Annotated in this window: 15 protein-coding genes; 9 read left to right on the top strand and 6 right to left on the bottom strand. The window is 59.1% G+C overall.

Annotated elements, in window-relative coordinates; translation table 11 throughout:
• The first annotated feature begins 3 nt into the window (after nucleotides 1–3).
• Nucleotides 4–561 (top strand): hypothetical protein, encoded by a 558-nt coding sequence (locus BQ9843_RS08070; RefSeq protein ID WP_143327651.1) that lies wholly within the window; start codon nucleotides 4–6, stop codon nucleotides 559–561.
• 128 nt (nucleotides 562–689) lie between these two features.
• The gene (metA, locus tag BQ9843_RS08065) at nucleotides 690–1,610 is read left to right on the top strand and encodes a homoserine O-acetyltransferase MetA (RefSeq protein WP_075844609.1); all 921 of its coding nucleotides are present in this window, start codon (nucleotides 690–692) and stop codon (nucleotides 1,608–1,610) included.
• A gap of 213 nt (nucleotides 1,611–1,823) precedes the next feature.
• Here metA and thrB read toward each other — a convergent pair whose 3' ends face one another.
• Together thrB and thrC are read right to left on the bottom strand one after the other, a co-directional pair.
• Nucleotides 1,824–2,705 (bottom strand): homoserine kinase, encoded by an 882-nt coding sequence (gene thrB, locus BQ9843_RS08060; protein ID WP_075844608.1) that lies wholly within the window; start codon nucleotides 2,703–2,705, stop codon nucleotides 1,824–1,826.
• Between the two features lie 6 nt (nucleotides 2,706–2,711).
• Nucleotides 2,712–4,226 carry a threonine synthase gene (thrC, locus tag BQ9843_RS08055; protein WP_075844607.1) on the bottom strand — a complete coding sequence of 505 codons (1,515 nt, stop codon included), beginning with the start codon at nucleotides 4,224–4,226 and terminating at the stop codon, nucleotides 2,712–2,714.
• Nucleotides 4,227–4,457: 231 nt separating this feature from the next.
• On the opposite strand from thrC, the gene BQ9843_RS08050 reads away from it, so the two are divergent.
• The 4 genes from BQ9843_RS08050 (at nucleotide 4,458) to BQ9843_RS08035 (ending at nucleotide 9,505) form a co-directional block, all read left to right on the top strand.
• Complete coding sequence (locus BQ9843_RS08050) at nucleotides 4,458–5,846, top strand: aspartate kinase (RefSeq protein ID WP_022386833.1); 1,389 nt, start codon at nucleotides 4,458–4,460, stop codon at nucleotides 5,844–5,846.
• A gap of 171 nt (nucleotides 5,847–6,017) precedes the next feature.
• Nucleotides 6,018–7,046, top strand: coding sequence for an aspartate-semialdehyde dehydrogenase (locus BQ9843_RS08045; protein ID WP_075844606.1), 1,029 nt, complete (start codon nucleotides 6,018–6,020; stop codon nucleotides 7,044–7,046).
• 438 nt (nucleotides 7,047–7,484) lie between these two features.
• Nucleotides 7,485–8,171 carry a response regulator transcription factor gene (locus tag BQ9843_RS08040; protein ID WP_230205644.1) on the top strand — a complete coding sequence of 229 codons (687 nt, stop codon included), beginning with the start codon at nucleotides 7,485–7,487 and terminating at the stop codon, nucleotides 8,169–8,171.
• Nucleotides 8,171–9,505, top strand: coding sequence for a sensor histidine kinase (locus BQ9843_RS08035; RefSeq protein ID WP_075844604.1), 1,335 nt, complete (start codon nucleotides 8,171–8,173; stop codon nucleotides 9,503–9,505). The genes BQ9843_RS08040 and BQ9843_RS08035 overlap by 1 nt, the downstream gene beginning before the upstream one ends.
• Nucleotides 9,506–9,581: 76 nt before the next feature.
• Here BQ9843_RS08035 and BQ9843_RS08030 read toward each other — a convergent pair whose 3' ends face one another.
• A complete protein-coding gene (locus BQ9843_RS08030; RefSeq protein ID WP_022386837.1) occupies nucleotides 9,582–10,283 on the bottom strand; it encodes an ABC transporter ATP-binding protein in 702 nt (233 codons plus the stop codon).
• A gap of 199 nt (nucleotides 10,284–10,482) precedes the next feature.
• Between BQ9843_RS08030 and BQ9843_RS08025 the strand changes: the two genes are divergently transcribed.
• Nucleotides 10,483–11,022 (top strand): methylated-DNA--[protein]-cysteine S-methyltransferase, encoded by a 540-nt coding sequence (locus BQ9843_RS08025; RefSeq protein ID WP_075844603.1) that lies wholly within the window; start codon nucleotides 10,483–10,485, stop codon nucleotides 11,020–11,022.
• 248 nt (nucleotides 11,023–11,270) lie between these two features.
• Here BQ9843_RS08025 and BQ9843_RS08020 read toward each other — a convergent pair whose 3' ends face one another.
• The gene (locus BQ9843_RS08020; protein ID WP_075844602.1) at nucleotides 11,271–11,669 is read right to left on the bottom strand and encodes a holo-ACP synthase; all 399 of its coding nucleotides are present in this window, start codon (nucleotides 11,667–11,669) and stop codon (nucleotides 11,271–11,273) included.
• A 110-nt stretch (nucleotides 11,670–11,779) separates the two neighbouring features.
• Between BQ9843_RS08020 and BQ9843_RS08015 the strand changes: the two genes are divergently transcribed.
• Together BQ9843_RS08015 and BQ9843_RS08010 are read left to right on the top strand one after the other, a co-directional pair.
• Complete coding sequence (locus BQ9843_RS08015) at nucleotides 11,780–13,153, top strand: M18 family aminopeptidase (protein WP_195906642.1); 1,374 nt, start codon at nucleotides 11,780–11,782, stop codon at nucleotides 13,151–13,153.
• Between the two features lie 165 nt (nucleotides 13,154–13,318).
• Nucleotides 13,319–14,176 carry a DegV family protein gene (locus BQ9843_RS08010; RefSeq protein ID WP_075844601.1) on the top strand — a complete coding sequence of 286 codons (858 nt, stop codon included), beginning with the start codon at nucleotides 13,319–13,321 and terminating at the stop codon, nucleotides 14,174–14,176.
• Between the two features lie 105 nt (nucleotides 14,177–14,281).
• Here BQ9843_RS08010 and BQ9843_RS08005 read toward each other — a convergent pair whose 3' ends face one another.
• Nucleotides 14,282–15,217, bottom strand: a complete 936-nt coding sequence (locus tag BQ9843_RS08005; protein ID WP_075844600.1) for a D-2-hydroxyacid dehydrogenase — start codon at nucleotides 15,215–15,217, stop codon at nucleotides 14,282–14,284.
• Between the two features lie 111 nt (nucleotides 15,218–15,328).
• A complete protein-coding gene (locus BQ9843_RS08000; protein ID WP_075844599.1) occupies nucleotides 15,329–16,216 on the bottom strand; it encodes a methionyl aminopeptidase in 888 nt (295 codons plus the stop codon).
• Nucleotides 16,217–16,239: the final 23 nt, after the last annotated feature.

The following is a 16,239-nucleotide window of genomic DNA, read 5'->3' as shown; positions in this document are numbered from 1 at the left end:
GCAATGGGGGAGAGCGGTGATTGCACGATGTACGGCCCGCGTGCACATAATGTAACAGTTGAGGGCTTGGCGCAGCTCATCATGGGCGGCTCCGTGCGCATAGACGCGGCCTGTGCCGCGCGTGTCTTGGCCACGATCATGGAGGGCCATATCGAGGTGGGAGACGCCTCACACTACATTTACCATTTTGCGCGCAAGCAGGGTTGGGATATTCCGGCCTATCCGCTTGCGGGCTGTGGCGAGATCAAACGCTTCTTTGCCGAGCAAGGCGTGTGCGATGTGCCTTCTTGGTATGTGAAGATTGGCGTCGAGCCAGAGCGTGCTAAGCGTCTGTACGGAAACACGCTGGTGGCGGTGTGCGGTCCGGATTATCGCCATGTGGCCTTTGTCTTGAATGGGTGCTATCACGCGCATGATGCGGGCTTCACCGATCTATTGCATAGCGGCTTGATTGAGAAGATGAGCGCACGCCCCGATACGACGCAGACACTCGAGCGGCTCACGGATCGTATTCTTGCCTTCGAGCTCCATGGCGACACAGGTGGCCTTCCCGCCTTTTAGGCGTTAGGCACACGCGGCGTTCTCGAGTTTTATTTGACACGTTGGGGTGCGCGGCATACATGCCACGGTACAATCAAAACCAATGCCGAACGTGTCGTTAAGCGTGTGAGTGAAGGAGTGTATGCGTCGTGCCGATTCGAATTCCTGATGCTCTGCCCGCAACCGAGATCCTCGAGGGCGAGAACATTTTTGTCATGACGGAGTTTCGTGCTCTCCACCAGGACATTCGTCCTTTGCGCGTGCTGATTTTGAATCTCATGCCCACCAAGATCGCTACCGAGACGCAGCTCATGCGCAAGCTTTCCAATACGCCGCTGCAAATTCAGGTAGACCTGCTGCGCACCAAGAGCCACGAGGCAACGCATGTGTCGGCGGGGCATTTGGAGACGTTTTACCGCACCTTTGAGGACATCGAAAACGAGCATTATGACGGTCTGATTATTACCGGGGCCCCTGTTGAGCTCATGGAGTTCGAAGAGGTGGATTATTGGGAAGAGCTTTGCCGCATCATGGATTGGTCGAGCACGCATGTGCATTCCACGCTGCATATCTGCTGGGGCGCGCAGGCGGGCTTGTATTACCACTACGGTATTCAGAAGTATCGTCTGCCAAAAAAGGCGTCGGGCGTTTTTGAGCATCGTTTGCTTAAGCCAAAAAGCCCGCTCGTGAGGGGTTTTGACGATCGATTCTATGCTGTGCACTCGCGTAATACCGATGTGAAAATCGAAGACGTTGAGGCTGTGGACGATCTTGAAATCGTTGCCGTGTCGGACGAAGTGGGCCTCTACATCGTGAAGTCGGTCGACAGCCGTCGCTTCTTCGTGTTTGGCCATCCCGAGTACGATACAGATACCCTTAAGCTCGAGTACGAACGCGACGTCAAGCGTGGCATTAATCCCGAGATTCCAGTGAACTACTTCCCGGACGACGATCCCACCCGCGCTCCCCTGAACATCTGGCGCTCCCAAGCCCAGCTCTTCTACACCAACTGGCTGAACTACTATGTCTACCAAACTACCCCTTACGATCTGGAAAAGGTAGGCGAGTAAGTTCCCAAGCCCGGCGATCCTCCAAAGCGTGCCCCTGTAGGCGCGACAATGTTACCCTGGCCCTCCCTCCGGGGGGTCCCTTCCGAAAACATTCCGCAGACAAGAATTCCCCCGCCCATAGCTCCGAAGGAGCATGGGCGGGGGAATTCATTTGTCGAGGACGTTTTCGGAAGGGACCCCCCGGAGGGAGGGCCCACAACAAAGACACCGCGCCTACAGGTACTCGATTTGGGCGCCATCCGTGTCGCACGTCAAAATATGCGTCTCGCACTCGGGGAAGCGCTCGCGTAGGCGTACCTGCAGGAACTTGGCCACGATGGTGTCGTCGGTTACGGCCATGAGGGTCGAGCCAGAGCCCGAGATCCACATGGTCTTAGCGCCGCCCGTCAGGCAGGTTTCGCGAATAGCGTCGTAGTCGGGGATGAGCGCACGACGGTAAGGTTCCTGCAGGCGGTCGTCGTTGGAAGCGGCAATCAGATCGAGGTCGCCCATCTCCAAACCGCGCGTGAGGCCGGCAATGCGTCCCATCTGCCAAACAGCGGTGGACAGCGGCACCTCTTGCGGAACAACCTTGCGTGCATCGCTCGTGTGCACCTCATAGGGCGGGATGATGGTGATGAAGCGAAGGCGCTTGCTCACCTCATAGCGCAAGCAGCGGGGGAGCTCGCCTTCCGGCGTGAACGAGCAGACGGCTGCGCCCAAGATGGCGGGAGCCACGTTGTCAGGATGTCCCTCGACAGCGGTGGCGATGGCCACAAGCTCCTCACGGGTAACGGTGTGGCCCGTGAGCGCTGCGGCGCCCATGATGCCGGCGACCACGCAGGTGGAACTCGAGCCCAGACCGCGGGCGACGGGTACTTCGGTGGAGATGTCGATGGAGACGGGGAAGGTCTTCTCGCCCCATTCGGCAAGAGCGTTCACGAAGCTCTCGTAGACAAGGTTGTCTTCGTTTTGAAATTGCTCGGGGCAGCCCGTGATGGTGAGAGTTTCGGCGCGGTCGAACGTGAAGTGCGAATACAGCGAGACGGCCATGCCGAGGGTATCGTAGCCGATGCCCAGGTTTGCGCTGGTGGCGGGTACCGTGATGCGGATCATGGGGTCTTAGGCCTCCTTGGCGATGCGACTGGCTGCCTGCTCCACGTAGGAACCCATGTCGGCAACGTCGACCACGTCTTCAAAACGTACGGGCTTGGTTTTGAGACCGGCGAGCTGTGCGGGCGCGGTGGTGCCGGTGTGCTTGGCGAGCACCTCCATGCAGGCAAAATCGTCGGGCGGGCAGAAAAGACCCAGCGCTTCGGCCACGGCCTTGGGGAACTTATAGGGGCTTGCGGTAGAGAGCAGCACGCGGCAAGCGGTGCCCTCGACGGCAGCGGTCTGCTCCATCACGTGATAGCCGCAGGCGGTGTGCGGGTCGATCACGTAGCCGTTTTCGTCCCAACAGCGACGAATGGCGGCGGCCACCTGGTCTTCGTCGGCCCATCCGCCGTCAAAGACGGCGCGGATGCGCTCGAGAAGCTCGGCAGGAATCTGATAGTTGCCCTTGTCGGTGAGCTTGGACATGAGGTCCGCCACGAGCTCGCAGTCGCCGTCTGCCAGGTAGTACAGCATGCGCTCCAAGTTCGAGGAAACCAGGATGTCCATCGAGGGGGAAGTGGTGGTGTAGAAGGGGCGCTCGCGGTCGTAGGTGCCGGTTGCCAAGAAGTCTGCCAGCACGTTGTTCTTGTCGGAGGCCACGAGGAGCTTTGCTACGGGCAGGCCCATGCGCTTGGCGTAGTAGCCGGCGAGGATATCGCCAAAGTTGCCGGTGGGCACGCAGAACTCGACGGCGTCGCCAACCTGGATGGCGCCTGCGCGCAGCAGCTGCGCATAGGCCGCAAAGTAGTAGACAACCTGCGGGACCAGACGGCCCACGTTGATGGAGTTCGCGGAAGAAAGGACCGTGCCGCCCGCGGCCAGACGCTCTCCCAGTTCCTTGTTTGCAAAGATCTGCTTGACAGCGGTCTGCGCATCGTCAAAATTGCCGCGCACGGCACAGACGGCGACATTGGCGCCTTCCTGCGTGGACATCTGCAGATTCTGGACATGGCTCACTTTGCCTTCCGGGTAGAAGACGGTGATGCCGCAGCCCGGGGCATCGGCGAATCCTGCAAGGGCCGCCTTGCCCGTGTCGCCCGAGGTGGCGGTGACGATCATGATGCGCTCACCTTCGGCTCCTGCGGTGCGCGCCATAAGGCGGGGGAGCATCTGCAGCGCGACGTCCTTGAACGCGCTCGTGGGGCCGCCAAAGAGCTCCATAACATAGGTGGGGGTGCCATCTGCATTGGGTGCTTGAGAAAGGGGCACGAGCGGCGTCACTTCGCTCGAAGCGAAGGTGCCGGTGTATGCCTCGTCCACGCACGCGGCGATCTCGTCTGCGGAGTAATCGGGCAGAAGGGCGCCCATGACCTCGCGCGCAAGCGTGGGGTAATCCTTGTTTGCCAATGTGGAGATGTCAATGGTGGTGCCACCCAGGTCGTCGGACACAAACAGGCCTCCGTCTGGGGCGATGCCGCGGCGGATAGCCTCCTTGCTCGTAAAGGTTGGCGAAGCGGAACGTGTGCTATGGTAAAAACCCATGTCGTCGACTCCTTGAAAGCCCAGGGCGTAACGTGTGCGCTCATGGTATCAGAAGCGTTTGGGCACGTGGAGCCGCGACCCTCGGAGAACAGGTGCAGCACACAGGCCGTTTTTCTTTTGGAAACAATGTAGATGCCCACGACAACATCCCAGGGTGTTTAGTAGACTTGCACCTACGATTATGGGCGCGTCGTCATTTGGTGCGTTCCTATCAGGAGGGTTTTAGTTCGCATGATCAAGATCGCTAAGTTTGGCGGCTCATCAGTCGCAGATGCCGAGCACTTCAAGAAAATCAAAGCAATCGTCGACGCCGATCCGGCGCGTCGTTTTGTGGTGGTTTCCGCTTGCGGTCGTCGTTTCAAGGGCGACACCAAGGTGACCGACCTGCTTTATCTGGTGAGTGCCCACGTTAAATACCATGTATCTTGTGAGGATCTGCTCAAGGATATTGGCCAGCGTTACTTTGATATCGCCGATGAACTTGAGCTCACCTATCCTATTCGCGAGGAGTTTGCGGCATTTGCCGAGCGTGCAAGCACTGGCGGCTACTCCACCGAGGAGCTCGTGAGCCGCGGCGAGTACTTTACCGCTCGTCTGATGGCCGAGTACCTGGGCCTACCGTTCCTGGATGCATCGAAGGTCATCGCTTTCCATCACGACGGTACGCTTAGCATGAGGCGCACCACCGAGCTTGTGGAGGAGTACAGCCAGCAGGCGGGCTTTGTTATGCCCGGTTTCTACGGTGCGACTCGTGAGGGTCAGATCAAGCTGCTCGACCGTGGCGGCGGAGACATCTCTGGATCTATTCTTGCCAAGTGCTTGGGCGCCGACCTGTACGAGAATTGGACCGACGTATCGGGCTTCTTCTCGGCAGATCCGCGCATTGTTCCCGAGGCACAGCCTATCGCACGTGTTACCTACGAGGAGCTGCGCGAGCTTTCTTACATGGGTGCAAGTGTTTTGCATGAGGAAGCTGTCTTCCCCGTGCGCGAGGCCGGTATCCCGCTGGTCATCAAGAACACGAACGCTCCGCAAGACCCCGGCACCATCATCAGCGAGACCGCCGACGAGGGCGCAGCCGAGCCCATCATTACCGGAGTGGCCGGCAAGAGCGGCTTTGTTGCCATCAATGTTGCGCGCGACCGCACTAAGCCGCGCATTGGTTTTATGCGCCGCGCGCTTTCCGTCTTCGAGCGCTATAACGTTTCGGTTGAGCACATGCCCACCGGTGTCGACCGCTTTGGCGCCGTTGTGCAGAAGGAAGACGTGAACGATTCGCTCTATTCGCTCGTGGCAGACATCCAAAAAGAGGTTGAGCCGCTGGAGATCGAGGTTGTTGAAGGTCTTGCGCTCATCGCTACCGTTGGCCGCAATCTGCGCGGACGCGCCGGCATCTCGGGGCATCTCTTTGGCATGCTTGGCCAGGCAGGCGTGAGCGTGCGTATGATTTCGCAGAGCTGCGACGAGATCAACATCATCATCGGCGTGGACGAGAAGGATTTTGAGCTGGCCATCCGCACCATCTACCGTGCATTCTCGGACGAGAACGGCATCGTGAAGGTTGCCGATCTGGATGAGCCTTCGACTATCGACCTGGGATTGGCATCGCTTACTAAATAGCGAGCGCCTTGGCTTTGAGGGAGATTTCATTCATCCTGTTGGTTTCGGGTTTCGTTTCGATTTCATTTCGACGGAGTGGGCTTCGAGTCCACTCCGTTCTCGTATAAAAGGAAGACAATCATTTGGCCTGCGCAGGTTGCAGGAGAAGAGCATGACCTAAAAGGGGGAAGCATGAAACAGTACACGGTGGCTATTTTGGGCGCGACGGGAGCCGTGGGCACCCAGATGCTCCAGGGCCTTGACGAGCAGGATTTCCCCGTGGGCAAGCTCAAGCTGCTGGCGAGCGCTCGCTCTGCCGGCAAGGCTGTTGAGTTCCGCGGCGAGCAGGTGGTGATCGAGGAGGCCTGCCCCGAGGCGTTTGAGGGCTGCGATATCGTACTCGGCGCCGTTGAGGATGACCTCGCCAAGACGCTTTTGCCCGAGGCCGTGAAGCGCGGCGCTGTGGTTGTGGACAACTCCCATGCGTTCCGTCTTGACCCCGATGTTCCCCTGGTGGTGCCCGAGATTAACGCCGAGGACATCAAATGGCACAAGGGCCTTATCGCCAATCCCAACTGTGCGACCATCATCGGCTTGGTGCCCACCTGGCCGCTGCACAAGCTCGCGGGCGTCAAGCGCATGGTTGTGAGCACGTACCAGGCGGCTTCGGGCGCTGGCGTTCCGGGCATGCGTGAGCTCGAGGAGCAGCTTGCTGCTCTGGGCCGCGGCGAGCAGCTTCCCGATCCGCGCGCTTTTGCGGCGCAGCTTGCCAATAATCTCATTCCGCAGATCGGCGGCGTGAAGGAGGAAGGTTTCACCTCCGAGGAGATGAAGCTTCAAAACGAGGGCCGCAAGATTATGCATCTGCCCGAGCTGCGCGTAAACTGCACCTGTGTGCGCGTGCCCGTGCTGCGCTCGCACTCCGAGAGCATCACGCTTGAGTTCGAGCGCGACATCACGGTCGAAGAGGCTCGCGAGGCCCTTGCTGCCGCTCCCGGTGTCAAGCTGGTGGACGACATGGATGCCGCTGATGCTTCGGATCGCTGCCCCATGCCGCTCTTTACGAGCGATCAGGACCTGATCTGGGTCGGCCGCGTTCGTCGTGACATCTCCAATCCGGAAGTCACGCGCGGCATCACCTTCTGGTGCTGTGGCGACCAGATTCGCAAGGGCGCTGCCACCAATGCCGTCCAGATTGCAAAGCTTCTTACGGAAGAGTAGAGCGCAAGCTTCTGACATACGCGCTATCGCTGTACGCAAAAGGCGCCTCGGTCGGGCACGTGCCCAGCCGAGGTGCCTTTTTGGTGGATGGCAGTGGGTTTTTCTGGAGAGTTTGTTCGCGCTCCTCTCGTCGATCGTGCATGGAGGCGAGTCGCTTCTGCCATGCGGCTTATCGGATGGATTGCGAGCAACGGGCGACGGGCGCAGGCATGGGGGAAGGAAAGTGTGTGTGCCTGGTCTCGCGTACCCGCCGCCGTGCTCGAAATCTGTTGTACCGCAGTGGCGACAGTTCTTGCGCGCGGTTGCCAATGCTTAGGTTCGGCTAAGGTCTATCCTGCAAAAACGCCTGCGTGTATAGGGTGGCTGCTAAGGTTCGACTAAGGCTTTGCCCGCTGCGTTATTATCAAAGCCAACAGATGGCAACAGTGAAAGGCGAGGATGATGCGGCTCCTATTGGCGGAGGATGAACTCGAGCTCTCGCGCGCCCTTACAGCGATTTTGCGGCACAGCGGCTATGAAGTCGATGCGGTCCATGATGGCCTGACTGCTCTCGATCATCTTCGGCGCCAGGTATTCGATGCCGCGATTCTCGACATCATGATGCCCGGTATGGATGGTATCGAGGTGCTGCGCCAGGCGCGTCAGAGCGGGATTCGGCTGCCTATCATCATGCTGACGGCAAAAAGTGAAGTGGCGGATAAAGTCGAGGGCCTCGACGCCGGCGCCAACGATTACCTCACCAAACCCTTTGCGGCAAAAGAACTGCTCGCGCGTATTCGCGCCATGACGCGCAGTGCGACTGCGATTGACGCGACCACCCTCTCTGTCGGCAACGTTCGTCTCGATTGCGCTTCCTGCACGCTTGCGGGTCCTGTGGGGGAAGAGCATCTTGCCAATCGAGAGTTTCAGCTCATGGAGTATTTCATGGCACATCCAGGGTTGGTTACGCCCACCGAGCGCCTGCTGTCCCGAGTCTGGGGTGACGATGCGCTCGAGACCTCCAACGTGGTGTGGGTCTACATCTCCTATCTGCGCAAGAAGCTCGTGGCAGTGGGGGCCAACGTATGCATCCGAGCTGCGCGCAATCAGGGATATTCACTCGAGTGCGTTGAGGGCGAGCTGTGATGGAGAAGCGTCTTCGCCAAAAGTTCGTGCTCGTAGCCATGCTTTCGGTTGCTGCTGCGCTGGCACTCATTCTGGTGGTTATCAATGTCGTCAACTACCAAAGCGTGTGCCGCATGGCGGACGATCGCATCGAGGCGATTATCCAAAACGGCGGAAGCTTCCCCGGCGTCTCCAGCGCGGACGGGGGCCAAGCTGACCAGGAGGAGATGTCCGACGCTTCTGTGGTGATACTCAAGGAGCTTTCGGCTGCCTATATCGGAACGTCTGGGTTATTCGACCGCTCTTTTGATCTGGACAAACGAGTTGCCGACATCATGGATAAGGAGGCACCGTACGACACGCGTTACTTTACGGTGATCGTGGATGACGACGGTGCGATTGTCGGGGTGGACGTCAACCATGTTGCGGCGACAACGGCGCAGGATGCGTGCACGTATGCTTTGCAGGTAAGTGTTTCGGGTGCAAAACACGGCTTTTATGGCGCGTATCGCTACCGGGTGGTGGATGCGGACGAGGGGTCCCTCTATGTGTTCGTGAACTGCTCGCGCGAACTATCCAATTTCGAGGCGTTTTTGGGTGCAAGCGCTGCCATTGGCGTGGGCGCTTGGTTGCTCGTGCTCGTATTGGTAGTGATTTTCTCACGCATCGCGGTTCGTCCTATCGTGGAGAGCTATCGTAAGCAGCAGCGTTTCATCACCGATGCAAGCCATGAGATCAAGACCCCGTTGGCGGTAATCGCTGCTGCAAATGATGTGATGGAGATTGAAGCGGGCGAAAGCGAGTGGACGCAAAGTATTGCCGCGCAGGTGACACGGCTTAAATCGCTGACCGATAGGCTGGTGTTCCTCGCGCGCATGGACGAAGGCGCCACGCAGTTTGAGAAGACTGATCTGGATTTATCCGAGTTGGCGGAATATGCGTCGGAACCGTTTTGCGCTGTTGCCGAGTCGCGCGGAAAGAAGCTCGTGCGCAACTTGGAGAGTGGGCTGCATGTGCAGGGCGATATCTCGGCATTGTCGCAGGTGGTGGAGCTTTTGCTGGATAACGCCACGCGCTATGCGAGTGACGGTAGCGAAATCGAGCTTGCGCTTAAGAAGCGCTCGCGTGGCGGGGTGACTTTGCAGGTGAGTAACGCGGTAGATGCGATGCCGGAGGGTGATTTGAAGCGCCTGTTCGACCGCTTCTATCGTGCAGACACCAGCCGCAACTCGCAGACGGGCGGCTCTGGAGTGGGCCTTTCTGTGGCGCAGGCAATCGTCGAGGCCCACGGTGGCAGCATCCGCGCCCAAGCGCTCGATGCCCACACCATCTGCTTCACCGTAACCCTCCCCTGAGTGTGACAAAAACAAGACAGAGTTATTTTGTGAAGATTTGCGCTTCGATGCACACAACTCGGCCTGTTGGTGCCATCTACCACTCGATTTGCTCGATGGGGGTGGGGTTTGGCTGCAGGGTCTCGTCGGTTACCTTGCCGCTCTTAAAGCGGATGAGACGATCGGCCATGGGGGCAAGCGCAGAGTTGTGCGTGATGATGATGACCGTGATGCCCTCGCGACGACAGGTGTCCTGCAGCAGCTGCAAAATCTGCTTGCCGGTCTGGTAGTCGAGGGCACCCGTGGGCTCGTCGCACAGCAGGAGCTTGGGATTCTTGGCGAGGGCACGCGCGATGGCTACGCGCTGCTGCTCGCCGCCGGAGAGCTGGGCGGGGAAGTTGTCCATGCGTGCTTCGAGGCCCACTTTGGCAAGTGTCTCGGCGGGATCGAGTGAGTCGGGGCAGATTTGAGCTGCGAGTTCGACGTTTTCCAGTGCGGTGAGGTTGGGAACGAGGTTGTAGAACTGGAAGACGAAGCCGACGTCGGCGCGGCGGTACGAGACAAGCTCTCCTTCGTTTGCATGGCTGATGTCGCGCCCGTCAACGGTGACGGAGCCCGATGTCGCGGTATCCATGCCGCCCAGGATGTTGAGTGCCGTAGTCTTGCCTGCGCCCGAAGCGCCCAAGATAATGGCAAGCTCGCCACGCTCGACGGTAAAGCTTGCGCCGTCGAGTGCGTGAATCTCGGCCTCACCCGTGCCGTAAGCCTTGATGACGTTGGAAAACTCGATATATGCCATGAAGGTGCCCTATCTGATCGGATGCTTTCATTATCGCCGTCCGCAGGGCTTGTGCCCACCTCGATTCCGCCAAGCGTAAATGACACACGGCACGATTTCGCACGGCGCGAAGACGGCACCGAAGCGGGCTCTGCTGCTTTTGCCTTTATACTAGGCTGCGGATGAGGACGAGGGAAAGAGCGGCGCAAAGGGGAAGCACATGATTACCAAGTCGTATCGATCGCCGCTCGGCATGATTACCCTTGCTGCCGATGCGCGCGGGCTTACCGGCCTTTGGTTTGAAGGTCAGGCGCACTATGGCGCGACCCTCGATGGCGAGGGCGTACCGAACGGCTTGGGTTCGGCATCTGCCGTGCTCGATTACACCTGGGCTTGGCTCGACACCTTTTTTGCCGGGCGTGCACCTGCGTATACGCCTCCGCTCCATCTGATAGGTACGCCATTTCAGCTTGAGGTGTGGAGCGTGCTGCAGAGCGTTCCGCGTGGCTCTACGGTGACGTATGGCTGGGTGTCCGACGAGATTTGCCGTCGACGCCTCGCTGCGGGCGATGAACGTTCCACGAGCCCTCGCGCGGTGGGCGGTGCTGTGGGTCGAAACCCGGTTTCGATTATCGTTCCGTGCCATCGTGTGGTGGGCGCTAATGGCGCCCTTACGGGTTACGCCGGCGGTCTTGATCGAAAGAAATGGCTGCTCGATGTCGAGAAACGCTTTTGCAACGACGCTGGTGCTCGGTTGTAGTATCGGTGCATCCACGATGAGTGGCGGTTTTCGAACGTTTCTCGATGAGCGGCGGTTTCTCGAACGTTTATTGGCGAGAAACGGCCCCGTTTTGCATCAATAGCCGCCACTCGTTTCAAAATGCACGTTTTACCGCCATTCATTGCGTCGTCAGTCGCTCACGAATATGAAGAAAACCGGTTACCGCGCGAGTGCGATGACCATGCGAGCACGGCTACCATGCGAGCACGGCTACCGCGTGACTCCGGCTACTGTGCGAGCACGATTGCTGCTGCATAGCCTCCATCATTGCTGATGGAGACGAGCAGTTCGTCAACGTGGGCCTCATCAAGGGCCTTGCGCAGAGCGGGCATCTCGACATTGACATAGGGGGCGCCAGACGTGGCTCGGAGTGTTTCGACCCAGCGCAGGTCGAATTCTCCATTGATAAGTGGGCCGACCGCTTTGCGCGCAGCGTGTTTGACGGCAAGCCTGCCGGCAAGAAATTCTGCGGGCTGCTGTCGGGCAAAAGCCATTTCAAGCTCTGTAGAGGTAAATAAATGCGTCAACCAGGGCGACGCTGCCGTGTTGCATGTACATGCGGCCTTGCCGAGATGGTCGGCAACGTCGTCGATGCGAACCAAATCGATGCCGATGCCTCGCGCCATATCTGCCCCTTTCGTTTGGCCCATTATAGCTTTGCACAAAGATGCCGTGCGCGTTAGGCTTATGCAAATGTTCGCTCGCATGACCATGTGATAAATGGAAAGAGGCATACATGGCATCCGATATCATCACCAAAGAAGATTTGACGGCAGCGGAGTCGCTTATCAACTTTATCGACAGCTGTCCTAGCATGTTCCACACGGCAATGACGCTGTCTGAGCGCTTGGAGCAGGCTGGCTACGTCTATCTGCCCGAGGGCTCCGCATGGACCATCGAACGCGGTGGGAGCTACTATACGCGTCGCAACAACTCGAGCGTCATCGCCTGGCACGTGGGCGCGCAGGTCGCACAGGCAACTGCCGAGAAGCCCTGCGCTGCCGCCCCCTATCATTTTCAACTCACTGCGTCCCATGGCGATTCCCCTACGTTCAAGGTTAAGTCTGTGGGCGAGCTCGAGGGACCGCAAGGCTATCTGCGCCTTAATGTAGAAGCCTATGGCGGCATGATCGACTACACCTGGTTTGATCGCCCCCTGTCGCTTGCGGGTCGCGTGCTTGTGCGCACGGGCGCGCGCGTGGAGAGCCGTCTGTTCTCGCTTGACCGCGATATCGCCATTATTCCCAGCCTTGCTATTCACATGAATCGCGACGTCAACAATGGCTTTGCGCCCAATCGCGCCCGCGACTTGTGCCCCCTCATCTCCGCCGGCGCGCTTCCTGCGGGCTCGCTCGACCAGATGGTCGCCGATGAGCTGGGTGTGGACGTTGCCGACGTCTTGGCGCGCGACTTGTTTTTGGTGAACCGCCAGCGTTCCTGTGTATGGGGCGTTGCAGACGAATTTGTCTCGGCACCTAAACTCGACGACCTTGCCTGTGCCTATACTTCGCTCGAGGCCATGCTTGCGCAGACCAACGAGCACGATGTGAGTCTCTTTGCTTGTTTTGATAACGAGGAAGTTGGATCGGGTACCAAGCAAGGTGCCATGTCTACCTTCTTGCGCGATACGCTCGTACGCGTAAATGAAGGCCTGGGCTTTGACGAAGAGGATTACCGTCGAGCACTTGCTGCCTCGATGCTCGTGTCCTGCGATAACGCCCATGCGCTGCATCCCAACCGCCCCGACTGCGCCGATGAGGGCGCCCGTCCCATGCTCAACGCCGGCTTGGTGATCAAGGAAGCTGCAAATCAGCACTACTGCACGGATGCCTTTAGCCGCGCTGCGCTCGTGGCGGTGCTCGAGAACGCCCAAGTGCCCTATCAGGCGTTTGCCAACCGAAGCGACATGGCGGGCGGCTCTACGCTGGGCAATCTTTCCAACATTCAGGCGAGCATGCATGCCGTGGATGTGGGCTTGCCGCAGCTTGCCATGCATTCGAGTTTTGAAACCACGGGTGTTCGTGACGTCGCCCTCGCCATCCAGGCACTTACGGCTTTCTACAATGCCGACCTGCAGATTTCCGAGGCTGATTCCGTCGTTTTGGCATAACGATATCCGTGGCCGCTACGTGAATTATTCCTCACGCCTACCGAAAGTGGGGAATAAGGCATAGCCAATACAGGGTCCTGGCCCTACAATGATGCGCACTTGACTGGATGTCGGCGTGCCGCCTGTATGCTGCGCCACGCCACGCATCATTGAAGGGATACACTCATGAGCGAAATCATTATCGTGGCCGAAACCGGCTCGGATGTTTCTGCGGCTGAGGCTGCGGAGCTTGGTATCGAACTTGTGCCCATGCACGTTTCTATTGGCGACCGCACAATCGATGACGGCGCCCTTGACCCGGCAGAGATGCTTGAAGAATGTCGCCAGCTGGGCGTTTTGCCCAAGACGAGCGGATGCACTCCGGGTGACTTTGCGAAGGTGTTCGACCGCATCCATGCAGAGCATCCCGAGGCGCAGATCCTCTACATCGCCTACTCTGCGGTGACCACGTGCTCCTATGAGTCGGCACGCACTGCCGCCGAGGGCCGCGATTATATTGACATGTTCGATACGGCGCACGTGACCATCGGTCAGGGTTTTGTTGTGACGGGTGCGGCGCACTACCTGTGCGAGCACCCCGAGGTAACCCTGGCTGAGCTCAAGGCATATGCCGAGGACCTGGCGCGGCGCACGCGCATGGCCTTCATTCCTGGCGACTTAGGCTATCTGCGCGCGGGCGGCCGTCTTTCCAACACTGCGTTTTTGGGCGCCACGCTGCTGCGCATCAAGCCGGTGATTGAGATTATCGACGGTCGTTTGGTTGCCACCAAGAAGCTTCGCGGCAAGATGGTAAATGTTGCGCTCGAACTCATCGACATGATGTACGCCCAGGGTCCTGTCGACCACGAGCGTGTCTTCCTCGTGCGCTCTTCCGGTTTGCCCCTGGCGATTCAGGAGGCTGCCGAGGAGCGCGTGCGTGAGCTGGGCTTTAAGGAGATTCGCTGGTACGACACGCGTAACGTGATTACGTCGCACTGCGGCCCCGGCTCCTTTGCCGTCTGTATGGCCGCTCCCGCAGTGTAGGGCACGGACAGTCTGGAACTTCAATACGCCAAGAGGGCGCCGCGTACAACATGACGCGGCGCCCTCTCTTTTTGCGAGGATATGGGTACGTGCTTTGAGCTTTCCCTACAGCGTGACGGCGTTGCGGATGGGCTCGCCGGCAGCAAGATGATGCAGGTTCTCGATGGCGATGTCGAGGATGTTTTCGAGCGTGATCGGCAAGTGGTACCAGCCGGAGACATGCGGGGTGATAAGGCAGTTGGGCGCATCCCACAGGGTGTCATTGGCGGGAAGAGGCTCGGGCGAGGTGACATCGAGCGCGGCGCCAGCGATGTGCCCGGACTCAAGCGCGGCGATCAGATCGGAGGTAACCACAAGGTCTCCGCGGCCTCCGTTGGCAAAAAGTGCACCGGGCTGGCAGGCGGCAAAGAACTTCTCGTTGGCAAGACCGCGCGTAGCATCGCAGCTGGGCAGGATGGAGAACACGATATCCGCGCGCCCCAGCTCTTCATACAGGGCGTCCATCGTCGCCATGCGCTCGTAGGGAGCCCGTGGCTCGACGGCGCTGCGGCGCATGCCCGTCACGTGTGCGCCCATGGCAGAGGCGAGCGTGGCGAAATGCGTCCCAATGTCGCCCGCTCCCAGGACGAGCACCTGTGCATCAACAAACGTAGTGACCGGCCCTAGGTCGCGCCAATCGTGCTCGCGCTGGCAATCGCGATAGGCGGGCAGGCGCTTCATCATAGCGAGGACCATGGCAAACATGTGCTCCGAAACGGACTGACCATAGGCGCCTGTGGCACATGCCATGATGGCGCTCTCGGGCACGATGCCCGGTGCGGCATACTTGTCGTAGCCTGCAGAGTTGAGCTGGAAGAGGCGCAGGTTCTGCGCGGCTTTGAGGCGCGCGGGCGCCAGATTGCCGATGATGACGTCTGCTGCGGCGATCTGCTCATCGGACACGACGTCGCGGTCCACAAACGTAACGGTGTCGGCAGGTACTGCTGCGCGCAGGCGCTCGCTTTGGGTCTCGTTGACGGGCAGCAGGCAAAGTACGTTCATGGAGGTCCTTCCAAAAGGTCGATGTGTCAAAAAGTCGACAGGTTTAATGTGACACATGTTGCGGTTTCAGATACGGATGCCAATGCGGCGGCAGCGCCGCGGCCGGATTGGCTACCAGCTCAGCAGCTCATAGCCATCTTCGGTGACGACAAGCTGTACTTCCCACTGGGCAGAATCTGAGCCGTCTTTGGTGTGAACGATCCAACCGTTTTTCTCGTCAATAAAGATATCAGGTGCCCCGGCGTTGACCATAGGCTCGATGGTGAAGCACATGCCGGGGACGAGCAGCGTGTCCACATCGGGCGACTCGACGGTAAAGCCCACAAATGGGTCTTCATGGAAGTCGAGGCCAATGCCGTGGCCGCCAAACTCGCGCACCACGCTAAAGCCGTTTTCCTCCACGCACTCCTGTACGGCGGCTGCCATGTCGCACAAGGTTCCCCATGGCTTGACGGCGGCGAGCCCGCGCTGCACGCTCTCGCGCGTGACCTCGACGAGCTTCTTGCGTTCCTCGCTTACCTCGCCAATGCAGAACATGCGACTCGAGTCGGAATAGTAGCCGTCGAGAATCGTGGAGCAGTCCACGTTCACGATGTCGCCCTCGCGTAGTACGTCCTCTTTGCAGGGGATGCCATGGCATACCACATCATTGATGGAGGTGCACACGCTCTTGGGGTAGCCCTCGTAGTTGAGGTCGGCGGGAATGCCGCCATGCTGCGTGGTGTACTCGTAGATCCATTGGTCGATCTCTTCGGTGGTCACGCCGGCGTGGATGTGCTCGCCCACATAGTCGAGGGCTCCGATGTTGATGGCAGCCGAGCGCTTGATGCCCTCGATATCCTCAGGGCTCTTGTAAAGGCTGCGCGGCAACACGTCGAGGCCCTTATCCCAGAAGCGCTGAAGCTTCTCGTCAAAGGCCTCATGGCATTTTTTGTATTTCTTTCCGCTGCCGCACCAGCAGGCATCGTTGCGGCCGGGTGTGGGTCCATTGTCATACATGGGTAACTTCCTTTCAGTCACCG

This window comes from Collinsella bouchesdurhonensis, assembly GCF_900155365.1.
Taxonomy (GTDB): Bacteria; Actinomycetota; Coriobacteriia; order Coriobacteriales; family Coriobacteriaceae; genus Collinsella; species Collinsella bouchesdurhonensis.
This window is presented reverse-complemented; position numbering and strand designations above follow the sequence as displayed.

Coding starts and splice junctions, on each gene's coding strand:
- BQ9843_RS08070 (WP_143327651.1), top strand. CDS start 4: ATGGGGGAGAGCGGTGATTGCACGATGTACGGCCCGCGTGCACATAAT.
- thrB (WP_075844608.1), bottom strand. CDS start 2,705: ATGATCCGCATCACGGTACCCGCCACCAGCGCAAACCTGGGCATCGGC.
- thrC (WP_075844607.1), bottom strand. CDS start 4,226: ATGGGTTTTTACCATAGCACACGTTCCGCTTCGCCAACCTTTACGAGC.
- BQ9843_RS08050 (WP_022386833.1), top strand. CDS start 4,458: ATGATCAAGATCGCTAAGTTTGGCGGCTCATCAGTCGCAGATGCCGAG.
- BQ9843_RS08045 (WP_075844606.1), top strand. CDS start 6,018: ATGAAACAGTACACGGTGGCTATTTTGGGCGCGACGGGAGCCGTGGGC.
- BQ9843_RS08040 (WP_230205644.1), top strand. CDS start 7,485: ATGATGCGGCTCCTATTGGCGGAGGATGAACTCGAGCTCTCGCGCGCC.
- BQ9843_RS08035 (WP_075844604.1), top strand. CDS start 8,171: ATGGAGAAGCGTCTTCGCCAAAAGTTCGTGCTCGTAGCCATGCTTTCG.
- BQ9843_RS08030 (WP_022386837.1), bottom strand. CDS start 10,283: ATGGCATATATCGAGTTTTCCAACGTCATCAAGGCTTACGGCACGGGT.
- BQ9843_RS08025 (WP_075844603.1), top strand. CDS start 10,483: ATGATTACCAAGTCGTATCGATCGCCGCTCGGCATGATTACCCTTGCT.
- BQ9843_RS08020 (WP_075844602.1), bottom strand. CDS start 11,669: ATGGCGCGAGGCATCGGCATCGATTTGGTTCGCATCGACGACGTTGCC.
- BQ9843_RS08015 (WP_195906642.1), top strand. CDS start 11,780: ATGGCATCCGATATCATCACCAAAGAAGATTTGACGGCAGCGGAGTCG.
- BQ9843_RS08010 (WP_075844601.1), top strand. CDS start 13,319: ATGAGCGAAATCATTATCGTGGCCGAAACCGGCTCGGATGTTTCTGCG.
- BQ9843_RS08005 (WP_075844600.1), bottom strand. CDS start 15,217: ATGAACGTACTTTGCCTGCTGCCCGTCAACGAGACCCAAAGCGAGCGC.
- BQ9843_RS08000 (WP_075844599.1), bottom strand. CDS start 16,216: ATGTATGACAATGGACCCACACCCGGCCGCAACGATGCCTGCTGGTGC.